Source organism: Rhizobium etli CFN 42, assembly GCF_000092045.1.
Lineage (GTDB): Bacteria > Pseudomonadota > Alphaproteobacteria > Rhizobiales > Rhizobiaceae > Rhizobium > Rhizobium etli.
The window spans coordinates 1,064,546-1,083,068 of record NC_007761.1 but is presented as its reverse complement, the minus strand read 5'-3'; the positions used below and the strand labels follow the sequence as shown (position 1 = coordinate 1,083,068).

The 18,523-nt window shown below is 62.3% G+C and carries 14 protein-coding genes and 2 tRNA genes; 7 read left to right on the top strand and 9 right to left on the bottom strand.

Annotated features, from left to right (window positions below; all coding sequences use genetic code 11):
* Positions 1-41: 41 nt before the first annotated feature.
* A complete protein-coding gene (locus RHE_RS05215) occupies positions 42-437 on the top strand; it encodes a winged helix-turn-helix transcriptional regulator (protein WP_011424372.1) in 396 nt (131 codons plus the stop codon).
* Between the two features lie 134 nt (positions 438-571).
* Here the strand turns inward: RHE_RS05215 and RHE_RS05210 are convergent, their stop codons facing one another.
* Positions 572-1,867 carry a hypothetical protein gene (locus tag RHE_RS05210; RefSeq protein ID WP_244425765.1) on the bottom strand — a complete coding sequence of 432 codons (1,296 nt, stop codon included), beginning with the start codon at positions 1,865-1,867 and terminating at the stop codon, positions 572-574.
* A 490-nt stretch (positions 1,868-2,357) separates the two neighbouring features.
* Positions 2,358-2,434, bottom strand: a tRNA-Pro gene (locus RHE_RS05205).
* 262 nt (positions 2,435-2,696) lie between these two features.
* Here RHE_RS05205 and RHE_RS05200 point away from each other — a divergent pair.
* Entirely contained in the window at positions 2,697-3,104 is a 408-nt protein-coding gene (locus RHE_RS05200; RefSeq protein ID WP_010055906.1) for a hypothetical protein, read from the top strand.
* Positions 3,105-3,558: 454 nt separating this feature from the next.
* On the opposite strand, the gene RHE_RS05195 is transcribed toward RHE_RS05200, so the two are convergent.
* Positions 3,559-6,534 (bottom strand): NAD(P)-dependent oxidoreductase, encoded by a 2,976-nt coding sequence (locus tag RHE_RS05195; RefSeq protein WP_042118044.1) that lies wholly within the window; start codon positions 6,532-6,534, stop codon positions 3,559-3,561.
* 580 nt (positions 6,535-7,114) lie between these two features.
* Here RHE_RS05195 and RHE_RS05190 point away from each other — a divergent pair.
* Positions 7,115-8,308, top strand: a complete 1,194-nt coding sequence (locus RHE_RS05190; RefSeq protein ID WP_042118041.1) for a TCR/Tet family MFS transporter — start codon at positions 7,115-7,117, stop codon at positions 8,306-8,308.
* Between the two features lie 431 nt (positions 8,309-8,739).
* Here the strand turns inward: RHE_RS05190 and RHE_RS05185 are convergent, their stop codons facing one another.
* From RHE_RS05185 to RHE_RS05175, 3 genes are all read right to left on the bottom strand, one after another.
* Entirely contained in the window at positions 8,740-12,135 is a 3,396-nt protein-coding gene (locus RHE_RS05185) for an acyl-[ACP]--phospholipid O-acyltransferase (protein WP_042118039.1), read from the bottom strand.
* Positions 12,136-12,229: 94 nt separating this feature from the next.
* Entirely contained in the window at positions 12,230-12,511 is a 282-nt protein-coding gene (locus RHE_RS05180) for a YiaA/YiaB family inner membrane protein (protein ID WP_011424367.1), read from the bottom strand.
* A 47-nt stretch (positions 12,512-12,558) separates the two neighbouring features.
* Entirely contained in the window at positions 12,559-13,245 is a 687-nt protein-coding gene (locus RHE_RS05175) for a PspA/IM30 family protein (protein WP_011424366.1), read from the bottom strand.
* Positions 13,246-13,356: 111 nt separating this feature from the next.
* On the opposite strand from RHE_RS05175, the gene RHE_RS05170 reads away from it, so the two are divergent.
* The 4 genes from RHE_RS05170 (at position 13,357) to RHE_RS05160 (ending at position 16,891) form a co-directional block, all read left to right on the top strand.
* A complete protein-coding gene (locus tag RHE_RS05170; RefSeq protein ID WP_011424365.1) occupies positions 13,357-13,974 on the top strand; it encodes a TetR/AcrR family transcriptional regulator in 618 nt (205 codons plus the stop codon).
* A gap of 460 nt (positions 13,975-14,434) precedes the next feature.
* A complete protein-coding gene (locus RHE_RS05165) occupies positions 14,435-15,211 on the top strand; it encodes an SDR family NAD(P)-dependent oxidoreductase (RefSeq protein ID WP_042118036.1) in 777 nt (258 codons plus the stop codon).
* 459 nt (positions 15,212-15,670) lie between these two features.
* Entirely contained in the window at positions 15,671-15,751 is an 81-nt protein-coding gene (locus tag RHE_RS35050) for an SEC-C metal-binding domain-containing protein (protein WP_073990366.1), read from the top strand.
* Between the two features lie 171 nt (positions 15,752-15,922).
* Positions 15,923-16,891: a hypothetical protein gene (locus RHE_RS05160; protein WP_157700394.1), complete on the top strand. Its 969-nt coding sequence runs from the start codon at positions 15,923-15,925 to the stop codon at positions 16,889-16,891.
* Positions 16,892-17,082: 191 nt separating this feature from the next.
* Here RHE_RS05160 and RHE_RS05155 read toward each other — a convergent pair whose 3' ends face one another.
* The 3 genes from RHE_RS05155 to RHE_RS05145 form a co-directional block, all read right to left on the bottom strand.
* Positions 17,083-17,577, bottom strand: a complete 495-nt coding sequence (locus tag RHE_RS05155) for a type II toxin-antitoxin system VapC family toxin (RefSeq protein WP_011424362.1) — start codon at positions 17,575-17,577, stop codon at positions 17,083-17,085.
* Positions 17,574-18,296, bottom strand: coding sequence for a hypothetical protein (locus tag RHE_RS05150; RefSeq protein WP_011424361.1), 723 nt, complete (start codon positions 18,294-18,296; stop codon positions 17,574-17,576). Before RHE_RS05150 ends, RHE_RS05155 begins: the two co-directional genes overlap by 4 nt.
* Before the next feature lie 115 nt (positions 18,297-18,411).
* Positions 18,412-18,486, bottom strand: a tRNA-Gln gene (locus RHE_RS05145).
* Positions 18,487-18,523: the final 37 nt, after the last annotated feature.

The window sequence follows — 18,523 nt, the reverse complement described above, 5'->3', positions numbered from 1 at the left end:
GCGCCACGCACAGGGATGTGCGTGCCTTGATGGAGTAGACAATGAACACCACCGCCGCCACGCAGGCCGGGGACTTGCCTGCGAGCGAAGATCACAACAACTGCCGTGCGCTCGGCCAGATTCTTGATCGCGTTGGCGACAAGTGGACCATCATGGTTGTCGGAGTGCTGTCACGGGGACCGTTGCGCTTCAACCAGATGATGCGCGAGATCGGCGGCGTGTCTCACCGGATGCTGACCCTCACACTCCGCAGTCTGGAGCGCGATGGATTGGTGTCGCGCACGGCCTATGCCACCATCCCGCCGAAGGTGGAATATGCTCTCACCGACGCCGGGCGTTCGCTGATCGAGCCTTTGCGGGTACTCAGCGATTGGGCAATCGACTATCGCCCTGTGATCGAGAAGGCTCGGGCGGACTTCGACACCCGCGGGGTATGAAGCCCGAGACGGAAATACCGTGCGGCGAGGCTATCAGTGCAGAAGCGCTTACTCCCGACGGCCGCTTTGGCGCCGGACTCGGGATATGGAATCCACTGTCGTCCCCAAGGAAGCGCACGGAATTATGTGTAGACTTAGATCGACTTCAAATACTCGATGAGGTCGTCCTTTTCCTGAGCGCTCAGATCTAATTTCAAATGATCGTTATAGTGCTCGACGACGTCCTCGAGGGTGGCAAACCGCCCGTCGTGGTAGAAGCCGCCCTTGTGGACCTTCTCCATGTTCCAGAGGGCCCGCAACGACGCTGTCCTGTAGCGATCATCTGGGGATCGCTTCGCCTGGAAATCGTCTATCCCGATCTCGTCCGCCGTATGAAGGTTCCAACCGGGCTCCGTGAAGAGCGGCGGCACATGGCAAGTGGCGCACTTGGCGTTGTCGTTGAAAAGGGCCTTTCCCTTCTCCGCCGCCGCGCTGTCGAATGTGCCATCTGGCGGCTGCGGGGTGGGTAGGGATAGCTGATAGAAGTGCAGCGCCGGAAGTTTGCCGGTGATCCGGTCTTCCTTGTCCTGCTTGTGACCCTGCTTTGTCCTGGCTGCAACCGGATACTTCTCGGCGTCATCAAGCCGCGGATCGTAGAATACGCCTTTCCCGTGCATCTCGAGATTGCCGACATAGGCGTTCCAGTAGCTGACGGTTCCCCAGGCCCCGGTCCAGGTATGGTTATTCACGCCCGCCAATCCGAATGCAGGGGGATTGAGCGTCGCGGCCGTCTTGCCGTCCGGGCGGAAGGCCTTTCCGTCCAGGTTGAGCTCGGCGTCGAACTTGCCAGGCCCCCAGGCCGCCAGCGCCTTCTTCACGTCGGCTTCGGAGATTTGCAGCATCTCGGTGAATGCTGTGAGGTCAGGCGCCAACCCGACGATCGCACCGATGTTCAAGTCGCGGTTGGGCCAGCCGTCCAGCCTGCGGCCGATACCGGGAGCGTAGGCGTCGTCGACTGTCGAATGGCATACCGCACACTGGATGCCGACCGACGTCAGCGTCTTCCCATCGTCGCCGAAAAATCCGGTTACCCCGACAACTGCATTGGCCTTCAGCAGGACAAGCGTGCTCGCCGGATCGTCAAGATCGACCTTGCCCTTGTTGAGCGCTGCGGCGACATCCTTCGGGATGGCGTTGAGGTCGACCTTCAGACCGAGCTCCAGAGCCTTCTTGGGGCTCAGTCCCGGCCCCCTGCCACCCAGCTTCTCACCCGCGATGGCCTCGTGAAGCTTGAGTTTGCCTCCCCAGAAGTCCTCACTGCCGAACGTGTCGAAGCGAAATGTCGCGCGGCCCTCCTCCAGGAACCGTCTGGCTTGGGCGGCCGCCGCCGCATCAAATTCCTTGCCGCCGACGGAGGCTTTTTTGGCCGTCTGGGCGGCCGCCGGGATCATCGTTGAACAGAGGAGAAGAAGGAAAAAAGCTGCTGTACCATGAGAGCGGAGAGCCATAGAAATACCTCCACGCAGCCGAGGTTTTCGGCTTGCGCACCTGGTTTTACCGCAATGAAAAAACGCCCATCCACAATATTACAACATGCTAAATTAGCAATTGAATTCCTTTGCCCTCGCCTTGTCTGAGGCTCCGAGCCGTTATCTCCATTTGGTATGATTTCTATTGCCCCTTGGATTTGCGGGGAATATGGGCGCCGGAAGAGCTTCAGATGCCGCGCCCTCGCCTGTCCGCCGAAAATCGAGCGGGCCTGGACGTATGATGGGAAGCTGCGGCGTGCCTCATGGGGCTTCGTGAACAGGGCGTCCGCCGACGTCTACGAGATCGAGTGATCTCAAACCGATATCTGTCGATTCTGTCGGTTTGAATCTGTCGGATAATCTTTTGGCGCTCGGGATCACCACTCCCCTCTGTCACAAAGGGGTTTCTCGCTGGTCGGAGTGGAGTGATTCGAACACTCGACCCCCACGTCCCGAACGTGGTGCGCTACCAGACTGCGCTACACTCCGTGACCAGCGGCGCTTCTATAGAACAGCCTATCTGGTTGCACAAGCACCAAATTTCAAAAAACCAAGGGAATTTTTGACGGGTTGATGACAGGGGCCGGAAGGAACTGCTGCAGCAAAAAGACACACCCCGGGCAAATTAATCGGAAGTGCAAAAGGGGCAATTTTCTTTTGCCGGGTTCCGCGCTAAAGGGCTCGGCGGGACAGGCGAAACCGCCGCGACGGCGGCTTCGCAGCCACTGCGCCAGAGATCAGGGACGACACGATGAAACTCCGCACCATCACCGCGGCCGGGCTTGCAATTGCGCTTGCCGGATGCACGACCATTCCTTCCGCCGGCAATCCGATCGAGGCCCGCTGGGTCGGCAAATCGGCCGGCATCTTCTTTGCCGCCTACGGGCCGCCGATCAGCGACCGTGAGGAAGGTGCGAGCACCATCTATACCTGGCGCGGCGGCTATAAGACCGTGCGCATTCCGGCGAAATATGCCGAAGGCGCCGATGGCAAGCGCGGCAAGCAGATCGCCGCCGCCCGCACCGCCTATCTGCGCTGCCAGGCCGAAATCACCACCAATTCCGATTACACGATCCGCGACATCCGCACCGTCGCCGACATTCCGGGCGTCAACGGCCCGTCCTATTGCGCCGAGTTCCTGGCGCCTGAACAGAAGTAACGGGCAACCCGAAGAGACGAAAACAGGCGGCCGATGTGCCGCCTGTTTTGTTTTGGGCTCCACAAGTTCAGCCTCAAAGCATTCGCATGAAGGGGCTGCTGCGGATCGATGCAGGCCAGCGGCCTCGGGCGCGGGTCACTGAACGAGTGATGATGTTAGGTTGTGCAATGCGGCCCCCTCATCCGACCCTGCGGGCCACCTTCTCCCCGCTGGGGAGAAGGGGAACACGCAGCTTCGCCATCGACCCTATTGGATGCAGTGCTATTGAGCACGGCGGTTTCGTTTGGGTAGTGCCGGTGCGCCTTGTTTTCCCTTCTCCCCAGCGGGGGTCCGAAGGACGGGTCGAGACCCGTGGCTCGACCCCGGCGGGTGGCCCGAAGGGTCGGATGAGGGGGCTGCACGGCACGGCGTCAGCGGCTAGAAACCATCGCCACTCGCCGAGCCGTCGATAGCCTCACCCCTCCGCCGGGCCGTAGAGGCCGAGCTGATCGAGCAGCGCCCGCTGCCGGTCGGCGCTTTCGACCAGCAGGCCGGTGTAACGCTCGACGATCCGCGCCTGGTGGCCCCGATCGGAAACGGCCGAAAGCGCGCCGGTGATGGCGGCGATCCTTTCCGAGACCTGGCGCAGTTCTTCCAGCAGCTCCGCCTTCCCACTGGCCTCTGCGACAACCTGCTTCGTCACCTTGCCGATGCCGGCCGGCGTGCGGCTGCCGTCGGAGATGTAACCTTCCGGCAGGTCGCCCTTGAGATTGACGACCGATTTGAAGCGGATGACGTCGAAGATCTGGTCGACCGCCTGCTTGGCGCCGGTCACCCGCGAGGGATGATCTGTGTCGGCGGCGGCGTGCGGCAGGAGTTCGAGCTTGCCCTTGTGCCGCGTTTCGAGCGGCAGGTAGGGCAGCATCGGGCCGCTGAGCGCGCCGGTCGCGGCAGCCCTGAAGAGATCGGCGTCGATCGCCGCATGGGCGATCTTGCCGGAGGCAAGTGCCGCATCGAGGGCATAGGGATCAACGACTTCGCCGCGGTCGTAATTGACCAGCACCGCGCCGTCCTTCATGGCGCCGAGCACCTTGGCATCGACGGTGCCGGCATTGGAATAGGTGCCGGTCGAGGCGTCGAGGCGGCCGAGGCCGATATGGACGGAGAGCACGTCGGCGCCGCTTGCCGCTTCGACCGGGCTTGCGGCATAGTCGAAACCTTCGGCCTCGATCCAGCGCCTGTGATGCTCACGGGCATAGATCGCCACCTTCATGCCGAAGGCTTTGGCGAGCTTGGCGACTTCACGGCCGATATTGCCGTAGCCGAGAACGGCAAGCTTGCGGCCCTCGAGCTTGGCCGTCGGGAAATCCTTCAGCTGGCGGCCGGTATCGAAATCACCGCCGGCGACCATCCGGTGCAATCTGTCGACCGGCAGGTCGGGCACGACCTTCAGGATCGCCTTGAAAACCATCTGGGCGGTCGCCCGGCTGTTGATGCCGGGCGTGTTCATCAGCGGCGCCTCGCCGCCCTCGCCATTGCCGCCGCCCCAGGAGGCCGAACCCATATTGCCGGTGCCCGCACCAATGCGCACGCCGCCGAGCGGGAAGACGGAGGATTTCGGGATGAAGGTCGCCGCCGCGATCAGCGCGTCATACTGGCCCTTGTCGGTCTGCGGCAGGATCTCCGCCTCGGTGCTGAGGTTCGGCTGGTAGAAGAAGTGGATGCGGCCCTTTTCGAGCGCCGAACGATCACCGATCGGGCCGAGATGGAAGCTACCGCCCTTCTCCTCGATATAGGCCTTGACCTCGCTGTAGTCAGGCTCGCCATCGGCGCCGAAGCGTAAGCCGACGAGATCGGCGATCAGCACCGTATAGGCGCGGTTCGGATCGTCTTTGCGCACGGCGCCATCGGCCTTGGCAGGCGCCTCGAAGGTGACGCCGTGTTTGGCGAGCTCCTCCTCGAGCACGACGATCTTGGCTCTGAGATAGGCATATTGCAGGTTTTCCAGCAGCGCCACGACATCGTCCGGCTCGCGGATGCCGCCGACCCAGGCGCGGTAATCGCCTGGAGTGCCGGGAAAGGCATTGACGTAGCGGGCCGCGTCGAGGCCGGGCTCATATTCGCCGTTCGGATGGGTGATGCCCTCATAGCCGAGCAGCTGCTTGGAGCGGGCGATGATGCGGGCATGGATGGCGGCATCGGTGATGTCAGTATCCTCGACCTTCAGCAGCGTCACGGCCGCACCGCGGCGCTCGGCCTCGGTCACGGTCAGCGACAGCAGCGGATGCGATTTGACCCACTCGTCGATCACCGCGCGGTTGGCGGCGGAGCGGCGGTTGAGATCGACGACGGAGCCGACCCGGGCTTCGGACTGCAGCAGGCCGAAGGTGGTCTCGGCAAAGGCGAGCGCGCTATAGGTATTTATAACACCGCCGAGCATGCGGTCTTCGGCCGGATCGTAGAACGGACCGGCATCGACGGAGCGCTTGGCGGAAAACGGCTGCCGCGGATCGATCGGCGGCGCGATCTTCAGCTGGCGCGGGATCGCCCAGGCCGGATCCTGCTGGTTCTTCTCGATCAGCGCCAGGGCATGCGGCGTGAAGGAGGCGACGAAATAGCCGGAGATGCCGCCGATCGCCTTCTGAAACGGCATGAACAGGCAGCATTTCGCCATGACGGCGCTGACCAATTCAGGTTCCCAGGGCATGGCGCCGAGCATCGAGGTGGCGTCGAACACGGCATGGCGGTTGGCCGGGTCGCCGTCGAGCCAGGAGAGGAGTTCGCGGATCTCGCCGCTGGTATAGGCATTGGCGCCTGTTGTCTCGTGGCCGACGCCGACGAAGATCGACACGCCGAGGCTGGACAGTTCGGCCGCCGACGGGATCACGCCTTCGGAGGCGGCGAAATGAATGCGGCTCTCGCAGCCCTTCTCGGCGAAGCGCTGCATCTCGATCAGCTGTGTCGCCCAGGACTGGCGGAAGAAGCCGGCAGCCTTCGACGGATCGCTCTCCGGCCGCGGCGTATCGACATAGACGCGCTGGCCGGCGTCGTTGGCATTCATCAGGTGCTGGATGCAGACGGTGAAACCGCTATGGCCGCCGCCGAGCCCCACCGCCATGCGGTTGGTTTTCGGGAACCCAAAATAGCGATGGATCGCGCGCATCATGTCGGTCAGGATCTTATCGGCCGGATAGCCACGATGCATGCTGCGGGAAATCTCGGCGGTGGTGAAGCCGCCGATATCGTTGCCCCGGTCGTCGAACTTGCGATAGGTCTTCTCGATCCAGGCATCGAAGGCGATGCGCCTGAGGCGGCTATCGACTTCATCCGTCGTCGCATCGGTGATCGGCCCGACGCCGAAGAACGGGTTGGACGGCAGCTTCGGCGCACCCGACGCGGTCTGTCGAAGGGCGCTCAATCGCTGTTCCTGCATCTGCGCGATATCTGTCATGGCCTGCCTGTCTGTTTGCGGAGCTGAAGTTCCCTTCATGGTGAAGCGCCTGTTGCGGCGAGACAACCTCATATGCGCCGAACGACAGGCGAAACGCGTCATCGGTGGTGCTGCTTTGGTGGTGGCGCGCCACTTATCCGCTGGCTGCCGCTCGACGGCGATCGAGCCGGGACCTCTCGATCCCTCTTCTCCCCTCGGGGAGAAGAGATTTGCGGCAGCCTCTCCGTTCCTCAATCACGCCTCGCCGTGTACGTTCATAGGTGGGCTGAGGGCCAGAGCCCATTGCCTCCCTTCATGGCGACAACCCGCCCCACACAAAAACAGACTTGCCGCACGCAACCATCCGGCGTATCTCTTGCCCGTCGCGAAAAGCGACTGCCTCCCTTGATCCGCTCAGTGGCGGAGTAAACAGGTGGACGAATGGGTCGTCCAGGCGGTCGAGCACACGCCAGCCATGCGCTTCAGCCATGGTTCGGCCAGCACCTCCCTGAAACCAACGCCTGACCAGATCAGGCCTCATCGTGAGCCATCGGCGCACTCTGTCGGCGCTCGTGCGCTCGCGTCGACCCGGAACGCACCCATGACAAGATCCCTTATCGTCATCTTCACCGCCATTGTCCTCGATGCCGTCGGCATCGGGCTGATTTTCCCGATCCTGCCGTCGCTGCTGCAGGAGATCACCCATGCCCAAAACGTCGCGCCCACGATCGGCGCGATGACGGCGCTCTACGCGCTGATGCAGTTCATCTTCGCCCCGGTGCTCGGGGCGCTGAGCGACCGGCTCGGCCGCCGCCCGGTGCTGCTGATTTCGCTGGCCGGCGCGGCCGTCAACTATCTCTTCCTCGCCTTCGCGCCCAATCTGACCCTGCTCTTCGTCGGCCGGGCGATCGCCGGGCTGACGAGCGCCAATATCTCGGTGGCGACAGCCTATATCACCGATATCTCGCCGGAGGAGAAACGCGCCCGCCGCTTCGGCCTGTTCAACGCCATGTTCGGCCTCGGCTTCATCATCGGCCCGGTCGCCGGCGGCGTGCTCGGCGATCATTGGCTGCGGCTGCCCTTCATCGCAGCCGCCGTGCTCAACGGCGCCAACCTGCTGCTCGCCGTCTTCATCCTGCCGGAATCGCGCCCGGGCAGCCGCGAGACGATCGATCTGGCGGCGCTCAATCCGCTCAAACCGCTGCGCTCGGTGCTGGAGGTCAAAAGCCTGCTGCCGATCGTCATCCTGTTCTTCATCTTCAGCGCCACCGGCGAGGCCTATGGCACCTGCTGGGCGCTCTGGGGCAGCGACGCCTTCCACTGGAACGGGCTGTCGATCGGCCTTTCGCTGGGCGCCTTCGGCATCTGCCAGACGCTCGCCCAGGCGCTGCTGCCCGGACCGGCCGTCAGGCTGCTCGGTGAGCGCGCCGCGATCCTCGTGGGTGTTGCCGGCGTTTCACTCGCGCTCACCGTCATGGCCTTTGCCGGCCAGGGCTGGATGATCTTCGCCGTCATGCCGATCTTCACCCTCGGCGGCATCGGCGTACCGGCGCTGCAATCGCTCGCCACCCGGCAGGTCGACGAGAACAGTCAGGGCCAGTTCCAGGGCGTGCTGGCCTCAGTCGTCAGCCTCGCCTCGATCGCAGCACCGCTCGGCTTTTCCAGCCTCTATTTCCTCGTCCGAGAGGAATGGCCGGGCGCCATCTGGCTATCGGTCGTCGCCGTCTACGCGCTCACCGTGCCGCTGGTGCTCGGGTTGCGGCTGAAGACGGCGGAGCGGGCGGCGGTGAGTTAGCCGGTCGTGGTGCGCTTCTGTTGGCGCGTAGTAGCGGGAACCCCTCTCTGCCCTGCCGGGCAGGCACTCATCTCTCTTCCCTCATTCCTGTGCCCTTCGCCCGAGGGATGTCACTGGTATGAGGGAGGTTGAGGGGACGCTCCTGCCAGAGGCCGGCAATGGCAGCGTGCGTCTGTTGGCTGCGTGGCAGGGGGCACCCCCCTCTGTCCTGCCGGACATCTCCCCCACAAGGGGGGAGATCGGATAGACGTTAGGGCTTCCCCAAATAATTGCCATTTGGAATATCGGCAGAGTGGGACCGAGCGTTGGCCTCCTGCCGATCTCCCTCCTTGTGGGGGGTCCGAAGGACGGGCGAGACCTGCGGCTCGCCCCGGCGCCCGGCAGGGCAGAGGGGGGTGCCGCAGGACGCGGCGCCCCAAACCTAAGTCCGCCTAAGCCGCCTCCCCCTTCTCAGCCACGCTCTCTGCCAGCTTGCGGGCCGCGACGAAATCGACCTTGCCGGAGCCGAGCACCGGCACCTTGCCGATGGTGACCTCGGCCGGGACCATCATGTCCATGGCGCCCTTCGACTTGGCGAAGGCGAGGAATTCGGCGCGGGTGGCGGTTTCGGCGTCGGTGAGCAGCACCAAGCGCTCGCCCTTCTTGGGGTCGGGCAGCGACGAGACGACGGAGAGCGCGCCCGGCCAGAGTTCGGCGGCGAGCGTTTCGACGGCGGCGAGCGAGATCATTTCGCCGCCGATCTTGGCGAAGCGCTTGGCGCGGCCGCGGATCTTGACGAAGCCGTCCTCGTCGATGGTGACGATGTCGCCGGTATCGTGCCAGCCATCGGCGAGCGGCTCGAGCACGCCGGGCTTTTCGGCGCGGAGATAACCGGCCATGACATTGGCGCCGCGCACATGCAGCCTTCCGCCCTCATCGATGCCGGGCACCGGTTCGAGCTTCCATTCCATGCCCGGCAGGATTTTGCCGACCGTGCCGGAGCGGTTGTACATCGGCGTGTTGATGGAAATAACAGGCGCGGTTTCGGTGACGCCGTAACCTTCCAGGATGCGCAGGCCGAATTTTTCCATATAGGTGTTGCGGGTCGAGGCCTTCACCGGCTCGGCGCCGGAGAAGATGTAGCGGATCGAGCGGAAATCATAGGGATGCGCCGTCCTGGCATAACCGTTGAGGAAGGTATCGGTGCCGAAGATGATCGTGGCATTGGAGACATAGATCAGCTCCGGCACGATGCGGTAATGCAGCGGCGACGGATAGAAATAGACCGGCACGCCCGAGATCAGCGGCAGCACGGTGCCCGCCGTCAGCCCGAAGGAATGGAAGACCGGCAGGATGTTGAACACCTTGTCGCCGCTGTGGAAGTCGATGCGGGCGGCGGCCTGGGCGGCGTTCGACAGGATGTTGCGGTGGGTCAGCACCACGCCCTTCGGCGTGCCTTCCGAACCTGAGGTGAAGAGGATGACGGCCGGATCATCCGGCCGGCGCTTCACCAGCGGCCGGCTCTTGCGCAGCAGGCCGCGGATCTTGTCGACGAGGCCCACCTCGGCTCTCAAATCATCGAGCCAGACGATCGTCACCTGCTTTTGCAGCTCCTCGACGACAGGGCCGAGCTTGGCCCGGGCGACGAAGGCGCGCGAGGTCAGCAGATGTTTCACCTCGGCGGCCCTGCAGGCGGAGAGGATATTGGCAGCACCCGCGGTGAAGTTCAGCATCGCCGGCACCTTGCCTGCGCTCATGACGCCGAGAATGGTGGCGGCAGCGCCATTGGCATTCGGCAGCATGACGCCGATGTTTGCCTCCGGGAAGCGGTCGCGGAATTTTGCGCCGAGCACGGCGGCACCCGTCAACAGCTTGCCATAGCTGAGGCTGCCGGTGACCGGATCTTCGACGGCGAGCTTTTTCATGCCGAATTCCTGGGCCGCCTGGATGACGCGGCCGAGCACGGTCGACGAAGTATCGGCGGTCTCGAACAACAGGTTCGACATCACCTGATAGAGAGCAGCGCCCGCCGCCGTGCGGCGCTTGCGACCTTTGAGCTCCGGCGGTACCTCAAGCTTAACCGGCTCAAGAATGGTGACCTTGACCTTGGGAAACAGCCGGCGGCGGATCTTGCCGTTATCGAGATAGGAGAGATAGCTCTTCTCCAGCCCGTCGATCTTGACCGGCACGACCATCGAGCCGGTCTTGTCGGCGACCATGGCCGCACCGTCATAGACCTTCATCAGCGTTCCGGTCACCGTCAGGCGGCCCTCGGGGAAGATGCCGATCGGACTGCCCTCCTGCACCACCTTGATCAGCGAGCGGGTCGCCATCGGCTTTGTGGGGTCAAGCGGCAGGAATTTGCACATTTTCAGGAAGGGCCGCACCCACCAGGCCTGGGCGATCTTGTAGTCGACCGCAAAGGTCGGCTCCTCCTCGGTGATGGCGAGCGCGAGCGCACCATCGAGCAGGCTGACATGGTTCAGCGCAATGATCGGCGCCCGGCCGGCCTTCTTGATATTCTCCAGCCCCTCGACCTCGAGCCGCATGAAGGCGCGGAACAGGATCGAGATGAAATCGCGGAAAGGGTTGGTCGGCAGCGTCTTCAGCATCAGCCAGGCGACAGCGAAATTGAGGATGCCGAGGCCGATCAGAATCTGCGGGATAGACGCGCCGAGCGCCTGGATGACGGCGACGAGGCCGAGGCCGACGGTGATGAACAGCGCCGAGAGCACGTTGGCCGCGCCGATGACGCGGGCGCGGCGGTCCTCATGCGCCCAGGTCTGCAGGCCGGCGAAGGTGGGAACGGCGATGAAGGCACCCGAGATCGCCATGCCGGCGAGATCGATGGCGACGCGGATGGTATTTTGACCGGCGAAGAAATCGAGGATCGTCGCCGCATGGGTCGTGGATTGCAGGCCCCAGAGGTTCCAGGCGAGGTCGAGGCTGAAGAGGCCGAGCAGCGCCGTGCCCACCGGGGCCGGCAGCAGCACGATGCGGCCGGACGACATCCAGGCGGCAATGCCCGAGCCGACGGCGACGGCGATGGCGAAGACGGTGAGATAGGCGGGAACGACGAGCTCGGAGCCGCCGAGCAGCTCGGTCACCATGGTCGGCAGGATCGACAGCACGAAGGCGCCGACCAGCCAGAACCAGCAGTTCATCAGCGCCGAGCGCCATAGCCGCTTGTCTTCGCGGATTTCGCGGACGAGGGTGTAGCTGGAGCGGATGACATTGCGGTCGATCTGCAGATCCGGCGCCTTGGAGCCTGTAGGCGGGATCATCCGGCTGGCCAGCCAGCAGAGCAGCGACAGCCCCATCATCATCGAGCCGAACAGCAGCACATTGTCGCCGCTGGAAAAGGCGAGTGCGGCTATGATCGTGCCGGCGAGGATGGCGATGAAGGTGCCGCCCTCGATCCAGGCATTGGCCTTCGGCAGGTCGCGGCGCTCGAGATGATCGGGCAGGATGCCGTATTTGATCGGCCCGAACAGCGCCGAGACGACGCCGAAGCCGAAGAGCGCCGCCATCAGCACAAAAATCGAGGAAAAGCCGAGGCCGACGACGGCGAGTGCGGCAATGCCGATCTCGCAGCGTTTCAAGAGTTCGGCGATTTTCGCCTTGTCGTGCTTGTCGGCCAGCTCGCCGCCGAGCGCGGAGAGCAGCAGAAAGGGCACGATGAGGATGACGCCGGCAAGCGTCACCAGGGCGGCCCCTTCGCTCGCCGACATCTTGAAGAGAATGAGGAACACCAGCGTGTTCTTCAGGAAATTGTCGTTGAAGGCCGTGAGGAACTGGGTCCAGAACAGCGGCGCGAATTTTCTAGACGTCATCAGATTGTGTTGCACGGCGGGCGTCCTTCTTTGGGCAGCTCGAGAAGGCCACAGAGTTGTTACCCATTGGTTGAATGCGGCAACAACTCTGCGCTGTGGTTAAGGAAGATCAATCTTCATCGCTACGATTGAATTTGACGAGCAGTTTTTCCGTGCGGGCATCCTCGACCTTGCGGATCAGCTTCTCGGATTCGGCGTTGTCGCGCAGCGTCTTGGTGATGTTCACCGTGGTCTGCACCAGCATCAATATGCCCATGGCGAGATAGCCTTTGCCCCAGAGATCGAGCGGCATCATGTAGAGGCCGAGCGCCAGCATGAAAGCGGCGGCACCAAAGGAGATGTAGGAGAAGCTGACCCAGCTGGCGGAGTGTTTCTGGAAACTGTCGTTCATTGTAGTGACCCTTCAATTTTTAGGGGTGAATGGTGGAATGGATGAGTTCAGGCGGCCGGGGTGATGCGGCTCTTCAGCCGGACGAGCACGTCATCGGCCGAAGAGGCGAGCGGCGCGCCGCAGCCGGCATTGGCGAGCTTCTCAATGATGCCGGCCGGCCGCGTTGCGCTTTCCATGTCCTTCAGCGCGGCGGCCGTCAGCTCATTCTGGCTCTGGCGCAGGCGCAGCCGCGCCAAGGTCTCCTCGGCCTCATCGAGCGTCGCAAGGCCGGGACCGGCGACGACGACATCGAGCTTCTGCGCCTCTTCAGTGGCGCGGGCCAGCCGCTCGCCGCGCTGCAGCTCCTGCAGCCGCGCCTCGGCCGAGCGCACGATGCCCTTCAGCTTGCCGATCGATGTGGTGAACTGGGCCTGCGCCGCCACCGAGGCATCGCGCTCGGCCTCGAGAAAGGCGATCGCCTCCGCCGCCTCGCGGGCCAGGCCCTCATTGCCCTTATCAAGTGCTGCGCAGGCGCGGGTTTCGAGATCGGCAATGCGGCTGACGATCGTCTGATGCTGCGCCTTTTCCTGCTCGTTCTGGGCGATGGCGACGGCGACGCTGCGGCGCGCCGACTGGATCGCCTGGGCGGCATCGCGGATCTGCTGGGCCAGCAGCGGCACGGCGTGGCGATCGGCAAAGGCCTGCTCGGCATCATGCGCCCTGCCCCGCAAGAGAATGGAAATCAGTTTGAACATTTCTTGCCTCCGGTTTATGAACGTTGTTCACGAGTGCTGTTATGGCAGAATCATGAACGACGTTCAAGATAAATTTTGAACGTCGTTCAAAATATCGAAGTGGAATGGTTAATGGCCGGCAGGCGAGAAGAAAAACGCGAGGATTTGAAGGCGCGGCTGATCGAGGCGGCGCGCGAGCGCATCGCCCGCGACGGGCTGACCAATCTGCGCGCCCGCGACATCACCCAGGACGCCGGCTGCGCGCTCGGCGGCCTCTACACCGTCTTCTCCGACCTCGCCGAGCTCGTCATCCACGTCAACTCTTGGACGCTGAAGGCCTTGGAAGCGAAGCTGACCCTGCCCGCAGCCCGCGACAAAAGCCCGACCGACCGCCTGCGCAACCTCGCCCAAGGCTACCTCGCCTTCGCCGTCGAGCACCGCAACCTCTGGAAGGCGCTGTTCGACCACTTCCCCCCCGACACCAGCCCGACGCCGCAATGGCACCTCGACGAACACCTCTTCCTGATGGACGTGATCGCCGAACCGCTCGCCGAACTGCAGCCCGACATGCCGCCCGAAGACCGCGCCATCCGCGCCCGCACCCTCTTCAGCGCCGTCCACGGCGTGGTCAGCATCAGCCTGGAGGGCCGCTTCGTGGGATTGCCGCTGGAGCGGCTGGCACGGGAGGTGGATGAGCTGGTGGTGACGATTGCGGCGGGAGCGGAGCGGCGGCGGGAAGCGGGCGCGTGAGTGCGACCGGCAGAGGGTTTGGCAAGGGCCCTCCTCCCCCTCCGTCGTCCTCGGGCTTGACCCGAGGACCCATGCCGGCGCTTGAAGCCCGCCCCCTCATCCGCCTGACGGCATTGCGGCTCCAGCCGGAGCCTCACCCCTCTCTCCGTCATCCTCGGGCTTGACCCGAGGATCCACACGCAGCACTCGACCTTCAGACGTTCGCGGATAGGATGCCCCCTGCCGTTCCCACTGCCGACGGCCAGCACAGCACTCGCCGCATGGATCCTCGGGTCAAGCCCGAGGATGACGGAGTATGTGGGAACCGGCCTGCAAAAATCGCACCCGCACTCTGGCCGGACTCGCTCCACTTCTCGCCTCCATCCAATCCCCCTCCCCACCCTCCGTCGTCCTCAGACTTGACCCAAGCACCCGCACCCAAGCACTCTGCCCCCACCCCGCCACCGCGAGAGGAAACCCCATGAGCCGCATCTTCATCACCGGTTCCACCGATGGCCTCGGGCTTGCCGCCGCCCGCACCCTCATCAGCCAAGGCCATGACGTCGTCCTGCACGCCCGCTCCCGCCAGCGCGCCGCCGCCATCGCAGACACGTCAGCCGCCGCCCTCAGCCTCGTCATCGGCGATCTCGCCAGCGCCGCCGAGACCCGCTCCATCGCCGACCAGGTCAACGCCTTCGGCCGCATGGACGCCGTCATCCACAATGCCGGCATCTACCTCGAGCGCAGCCGCGGCGAAACGCCGGAAGGTCACGCCAAGACGCTGGCGGTCAACGTGCTCGCCCCCTATCTCCTCACCGCCTGGATCACCCGCCCCGACCGCCTGATCTATCTCTCGAGCGGCATGCACCGCAGCGGCGCCAGCACCCTCGACGATATCGACTGGAAGCGGCGGCCATGGAATGCCAGCCAGGCCTATTCGGAAAGCAAGCTCTACATCGCCACCCTCGCCGCCCTCGCCCGCCACTGGCCGGATGCTCTCAGCAACGCCGTCGATCCCGGCTGGGTGCCGACCAAAATGGGCGGCGCCGGCGCGCCCGATGATCTGGAGATGGGGCATCTCACGCAGACGTGGCTGGCGACGAGCGATGAGGGCGCGGCGAAGGTCAGCGGCGGGTATTGGTATCACCGGCAGCGACGGGAGGCGGCGGCGGAGGTTGGCGATGTGGGGTTTCAGGAGGCGTTGGTGGGGAGGCTGGCGGAGTTGACTGGGGTGCGGTTGTTCGCAGAGCGCGGGTAGAGCAACCTTCCCACCTGTGAACGTAGCGAGAGCATCCGGCTGCCGCCAAAACCATCGTAACGGCAAGGTTTACCCCTCACCTTAGACATGACCGTCAAGCGTTCTTACTGCGTCTGTTTTTGTTCGAGGCTGACAGAGTTCCTCGCTGGCATGGAGGAGTGAAAGGCGATACGTCTAAGACAATCGTTAGTTTAAAAACTTTGGATCTCGCGGGCCGGGCGACCCTTCTGTCACGTTTCGTTGCCGCGACGATGTTGTCATTTCGATTAAGAAGCCACGCCTGATTTTCCCCATGGCGATAGTGACAGACCACTATCCCGCATTAGCATTCCAGGCGCGACAACTATTGAAGTACAAAACAACAGAGCAAATTTTCACGCCGTTGGTGATTGACGTTTTTGCGCTCGACGCAATAACTGAAATGCTCGAAATGCCGCTGAGGTTATTGAGTTACCAGCGATGCAGTTCAACAAGATCGGGCGAAACGCGCTGCGTCCGTGTGGCAGCGGAAAGATATACAAAAAGTGCTGTGTTAGATAACTGATTTTACTCCACGCCTTAATCTTTGGGTGTCACATATTCGAGGCGTCCCGTCCTGATCGATCCGAGCGGTTTCCCCCATGCGCTTCCGTCTCGATATGCACCGCGAATCAGTGTTTGCTGGTGAACGCACCTCGCTGCGAACTGATCAAACGTCGAAGGACTTTGCTATTGGCGACCACTCTTGAAGCGCTGAAAGAAACCATCTCCCAGCGCATTCCAGGCGAACATCCGACCGCGAAAATGTGGCGGTCTGCTGTATTCGCGGCTTGCGAAAAAGTCTTGGCAGCGGGCTTGTTGGATAGAGGTGCTTTGGCGCGTCTCAACGGGCCGGATGATGGTCTCTTTTGGGGCGCTATGTCGGAAGTTTTTCTAGCCGACCGGCTGCTTCATGCGGGCTTGCAGCCAACGCACCAGGAACCCGGGCCTGATTTCCGCCTGGAGCATGGAGGCAAGACGATATGGGTGGAAGTCATTACGCCGCTTCCGACCAACATTCCGGTGGAATGGTTGGAACACACGCCGGGTAGTGCAGTAGATTTTCCTGCGGAACCCATTCTTCTTCGTTGGACGGCTGCAATCAAAGAGAAAGCAGAGAAGCTTCGCGGAAACCCATCACAGGGTAAGGCGGGGTATTTGGCTTCAGGAATAGTTAGCGAAGACGACATTTACGTTATAGCAGTGAATGGCTTGCTGCTGCGGGGCGGCGGTTTCGGGAAAGGCGATGGCTTTCCACAATTCGAGGGCATCTCGCAGTTTCCTCTTGCCGTTGAAGCGACTTGCTCGGTCGGACCCTATGCTATCAAAATCAACCGACTTACACTTGAGCAGGTTTCGGCTGGACATTCGCACCGCCCGCGCTTGGCTAGACCAAAGGGCGCCGATGTCCCCGCCGACACATTCCACGACCCGAGCTTCGCGCCGATTAGCGCCATATGGGCGGTTGATCTCGGCTACGGTTCTACGCTGCACAAATCCGAACCTATGGCAGTAGTGCATAATCCGCACGCAAAGAACCCGCTGCCACTCCGCTACCTGCCAGCAATCAACGAATACACGCTTGAGCTTACCGCCGACGAAATGGCGGTCAAAAGTCACCAAGGGCGTGACTCCAAACAGTCCCGCATCATCGTCCAATAGGGTATACTCCAGCGGGCGCCGTCCAGCGATATCTCTGAGTGTCCATTAGGATTTGCCATCAATCTTTCGGGGCTCGGCCTGAGGCTCGCGCCCGGAGCCCCTTCGCCATAGAGGGACAGAAAAAGAGGGCCAGGGTGATCGACACCTTGGCCCTCTGCTAAGGCCATTCACACTTTATCGTTGAATATGAGTTATAGGCCTAGTTTTCGTTGTGGCTCTTCCGGAGGCGATGGCAGATCATCGATCAGGCGCAGCGTGACGGATGTGCCCTTGAGGTATTTACCCAGGTTCGGGTCGTCGGTGTATAGATCACTCGCGCCTCGTACGATGGCTGTCGCTGCTATCATCGCATCGTACTTCATGGCGACTTTCCAATTCGGGGCGCGATCCTGCGGCTGCAAGCTCGCTTGATGACTTGCAATTCGTTCTCCAGTTTCGATGGCAATTACTTCGTCAAAAGGCTGCACGGTGAAACCTTTGAGACGCCTGATGGTCTCGACGACCTCCTCGATTTTTTGCGCTCGGCCAGCAACAAGTTCGGCGATTACCGGTGCTGGTATCATCACCACGCTGTTTGCTCTCGATAACCCACGGACGAAGTGCGTCACTTTGTCGACGCGACCGTTGTCTTGCGTACTTTGGGGGTCGATCATCAGGACTAGAAATACGGCATCGACAACGATCATGCTCGACGTAGCTCACTCAGCGCTTTGACAAGGTTGCCCCCACCTTCATCGGGCAGGATTTCTCGAAGTTTTCCCAAAGTGTCCGCTAGAGGCTCATCATCAAGTGCTTCGAACGATGTGGCTGCTAGATTATCGAGGAACCATTTTCCTGCGGTATCGCGCCGCCATTTCCCGTCACCGCTCACTCTAACGAACTGATGAAAGAGCTTCGCCAACGATATGGCGTGGATCGAGTCGATAGAGATGCGTGCGTTCAGGTCGCCATCAATCTCAAGGCCAACCTTGATCTTGTCACCCGCTCCTTCGATTCTGATTAGCCGACCCTGAACTGACGTATGCTGGTTGACGATGCGGATGGGTTTAGATGCTTTCGTGACTCCTGGGAACGAGATCAATTCACCGCCTTTCGGCAGCGGCATCTCCGCCGTCCATCCATCTTCAGCGAGGTACTCGTTCAGTTTCCGCCACGGAGAAGATGCATCCGCATCGTTATCATTTTGCGCGGCCTCGCGGATGCGCGGGGATATAACCGCAACCAACTCCGCATCTGCTACGGCAACAATGCTCACACTCTGATCGCGAAGTTCCTTGAAGTGGACGTTCTCGGTCGCTCCCATGAGCTTCGCAAGCTCAAGCATGTACACGGCAAGGCGAGACATGCCGATTGTCTCGGGCTTAGGACCGATTATGCGGAAAGAATATTCAAGAAAGTCGGACATTCTACCTCCCGCGCCTAGATCCACATTGGTACTGAAAGGATAACGCATTATTAAGCCAATGTGATGCCGTTTAGTGGTCACAGCTCGAATTTAAGTTTGTCCCGGGAACTAGACTTGGCTGGGGCGCCTGGATTCGAACCAGGGGATGGCGGTACCAAAAACCGCTGCCTTACCGCTTGGCTACGCCCCACCAGAGCTTTCGGCGCTAAGCGCCGGCTCAAATCGAC

What these genes read in the sequence shown, in the direction of transcription:
- RHE_RS05215 (WP_011424372.1), top strand. Translation starts at nt 42, where the DNA reads ATGAACACCACCGCCGCCACGCAGGCCGGGGACTTGCCTGCGAGCGAA.
- RHE_RS05210 (WP_244425765.1), bottom strand. Translation starts at nt 1,867, where the DNA reads ATGATCCCGGCGGCCGCCCAGACGGCCAAAAAAGCCTCCGTCGGCGGC.
- RHE_RS05200 (WP_010055906.1), top strand. Translation starts at nt 2,697, where the DNA reads ATGAAACTCCGCACCATCACCGCGGCCGGGCTTGCAATTGCGCTTGCC.
- RHE_RS05195 (WP_042118044.1), bottom strand. Translation starts at nt 6,534, where the DNA reads ATGACAGATATCGCGCAGATGCAGGAACAGCGATTGAGCGCCCTTCGA.
- RHE_RS05190 (WP_042118041.1), top strand. Translation starts at nt 7,115, where the DNA reads ATGACAAGATCCCTTATCGTCATCTTCACCGCCATTGTCCTCGATGCC.
- RHE_RS05180 (WP_011424367.1), bottom strand. Translation starts at nt 12,511, where the DNA reads ATGAACGACAGTTTCCAGAAACACTCCGCCAGCTGGGTCAGCTTCTCC.
- RHE_RS05175 (WP_011424366.1), bottom strand. Translation starts at nt 13,245, where the DNA reads ATGTTCAAACTGATTTCCATTCTCTTGCGGGGCAGGGCGCATGATGCC.
- RHE_RS05170 (WP_011424365.1), top strand. Translation starts at nt 13,357, where the DNA reads ATGGCCGGCAGGCGAGAAGAAAAACGCGAGGATTTGAAGGCGCGGCTG.
- RHE_RS05165 (WP_042118036.1), top strand. Translation starts at nt 14,435, where the DNA reads ATGAGCCGCATCTTCATCACCGGTTCCACCGATGGCCTCGGGCTTGCC.
- RHE_RS35050 (WP_073990366.1), top strand. Translation starts at nt 15,671, where the DNA reads ATGCAGTTCAACAAGATCGGGCGAAACGCGCTGCGTCCGTGTGGCAGC.
- RHE_RS05155 (WP_011424362.1), bottom strand. Translation starts at nt 17,577, where the DNA reads ATGATCGTTGTCGATGCCGTATTTCTAGTCCTGATGATCGACCCCCAA.
- RHE_RS05150 (WP_011424361.1), bottom strand. Translation starts at nt 18,296, where the DNA reads ATGTCCGACTTTCTTGAATATTCTTTCCGCATAATCGGTCCTAAGCCC.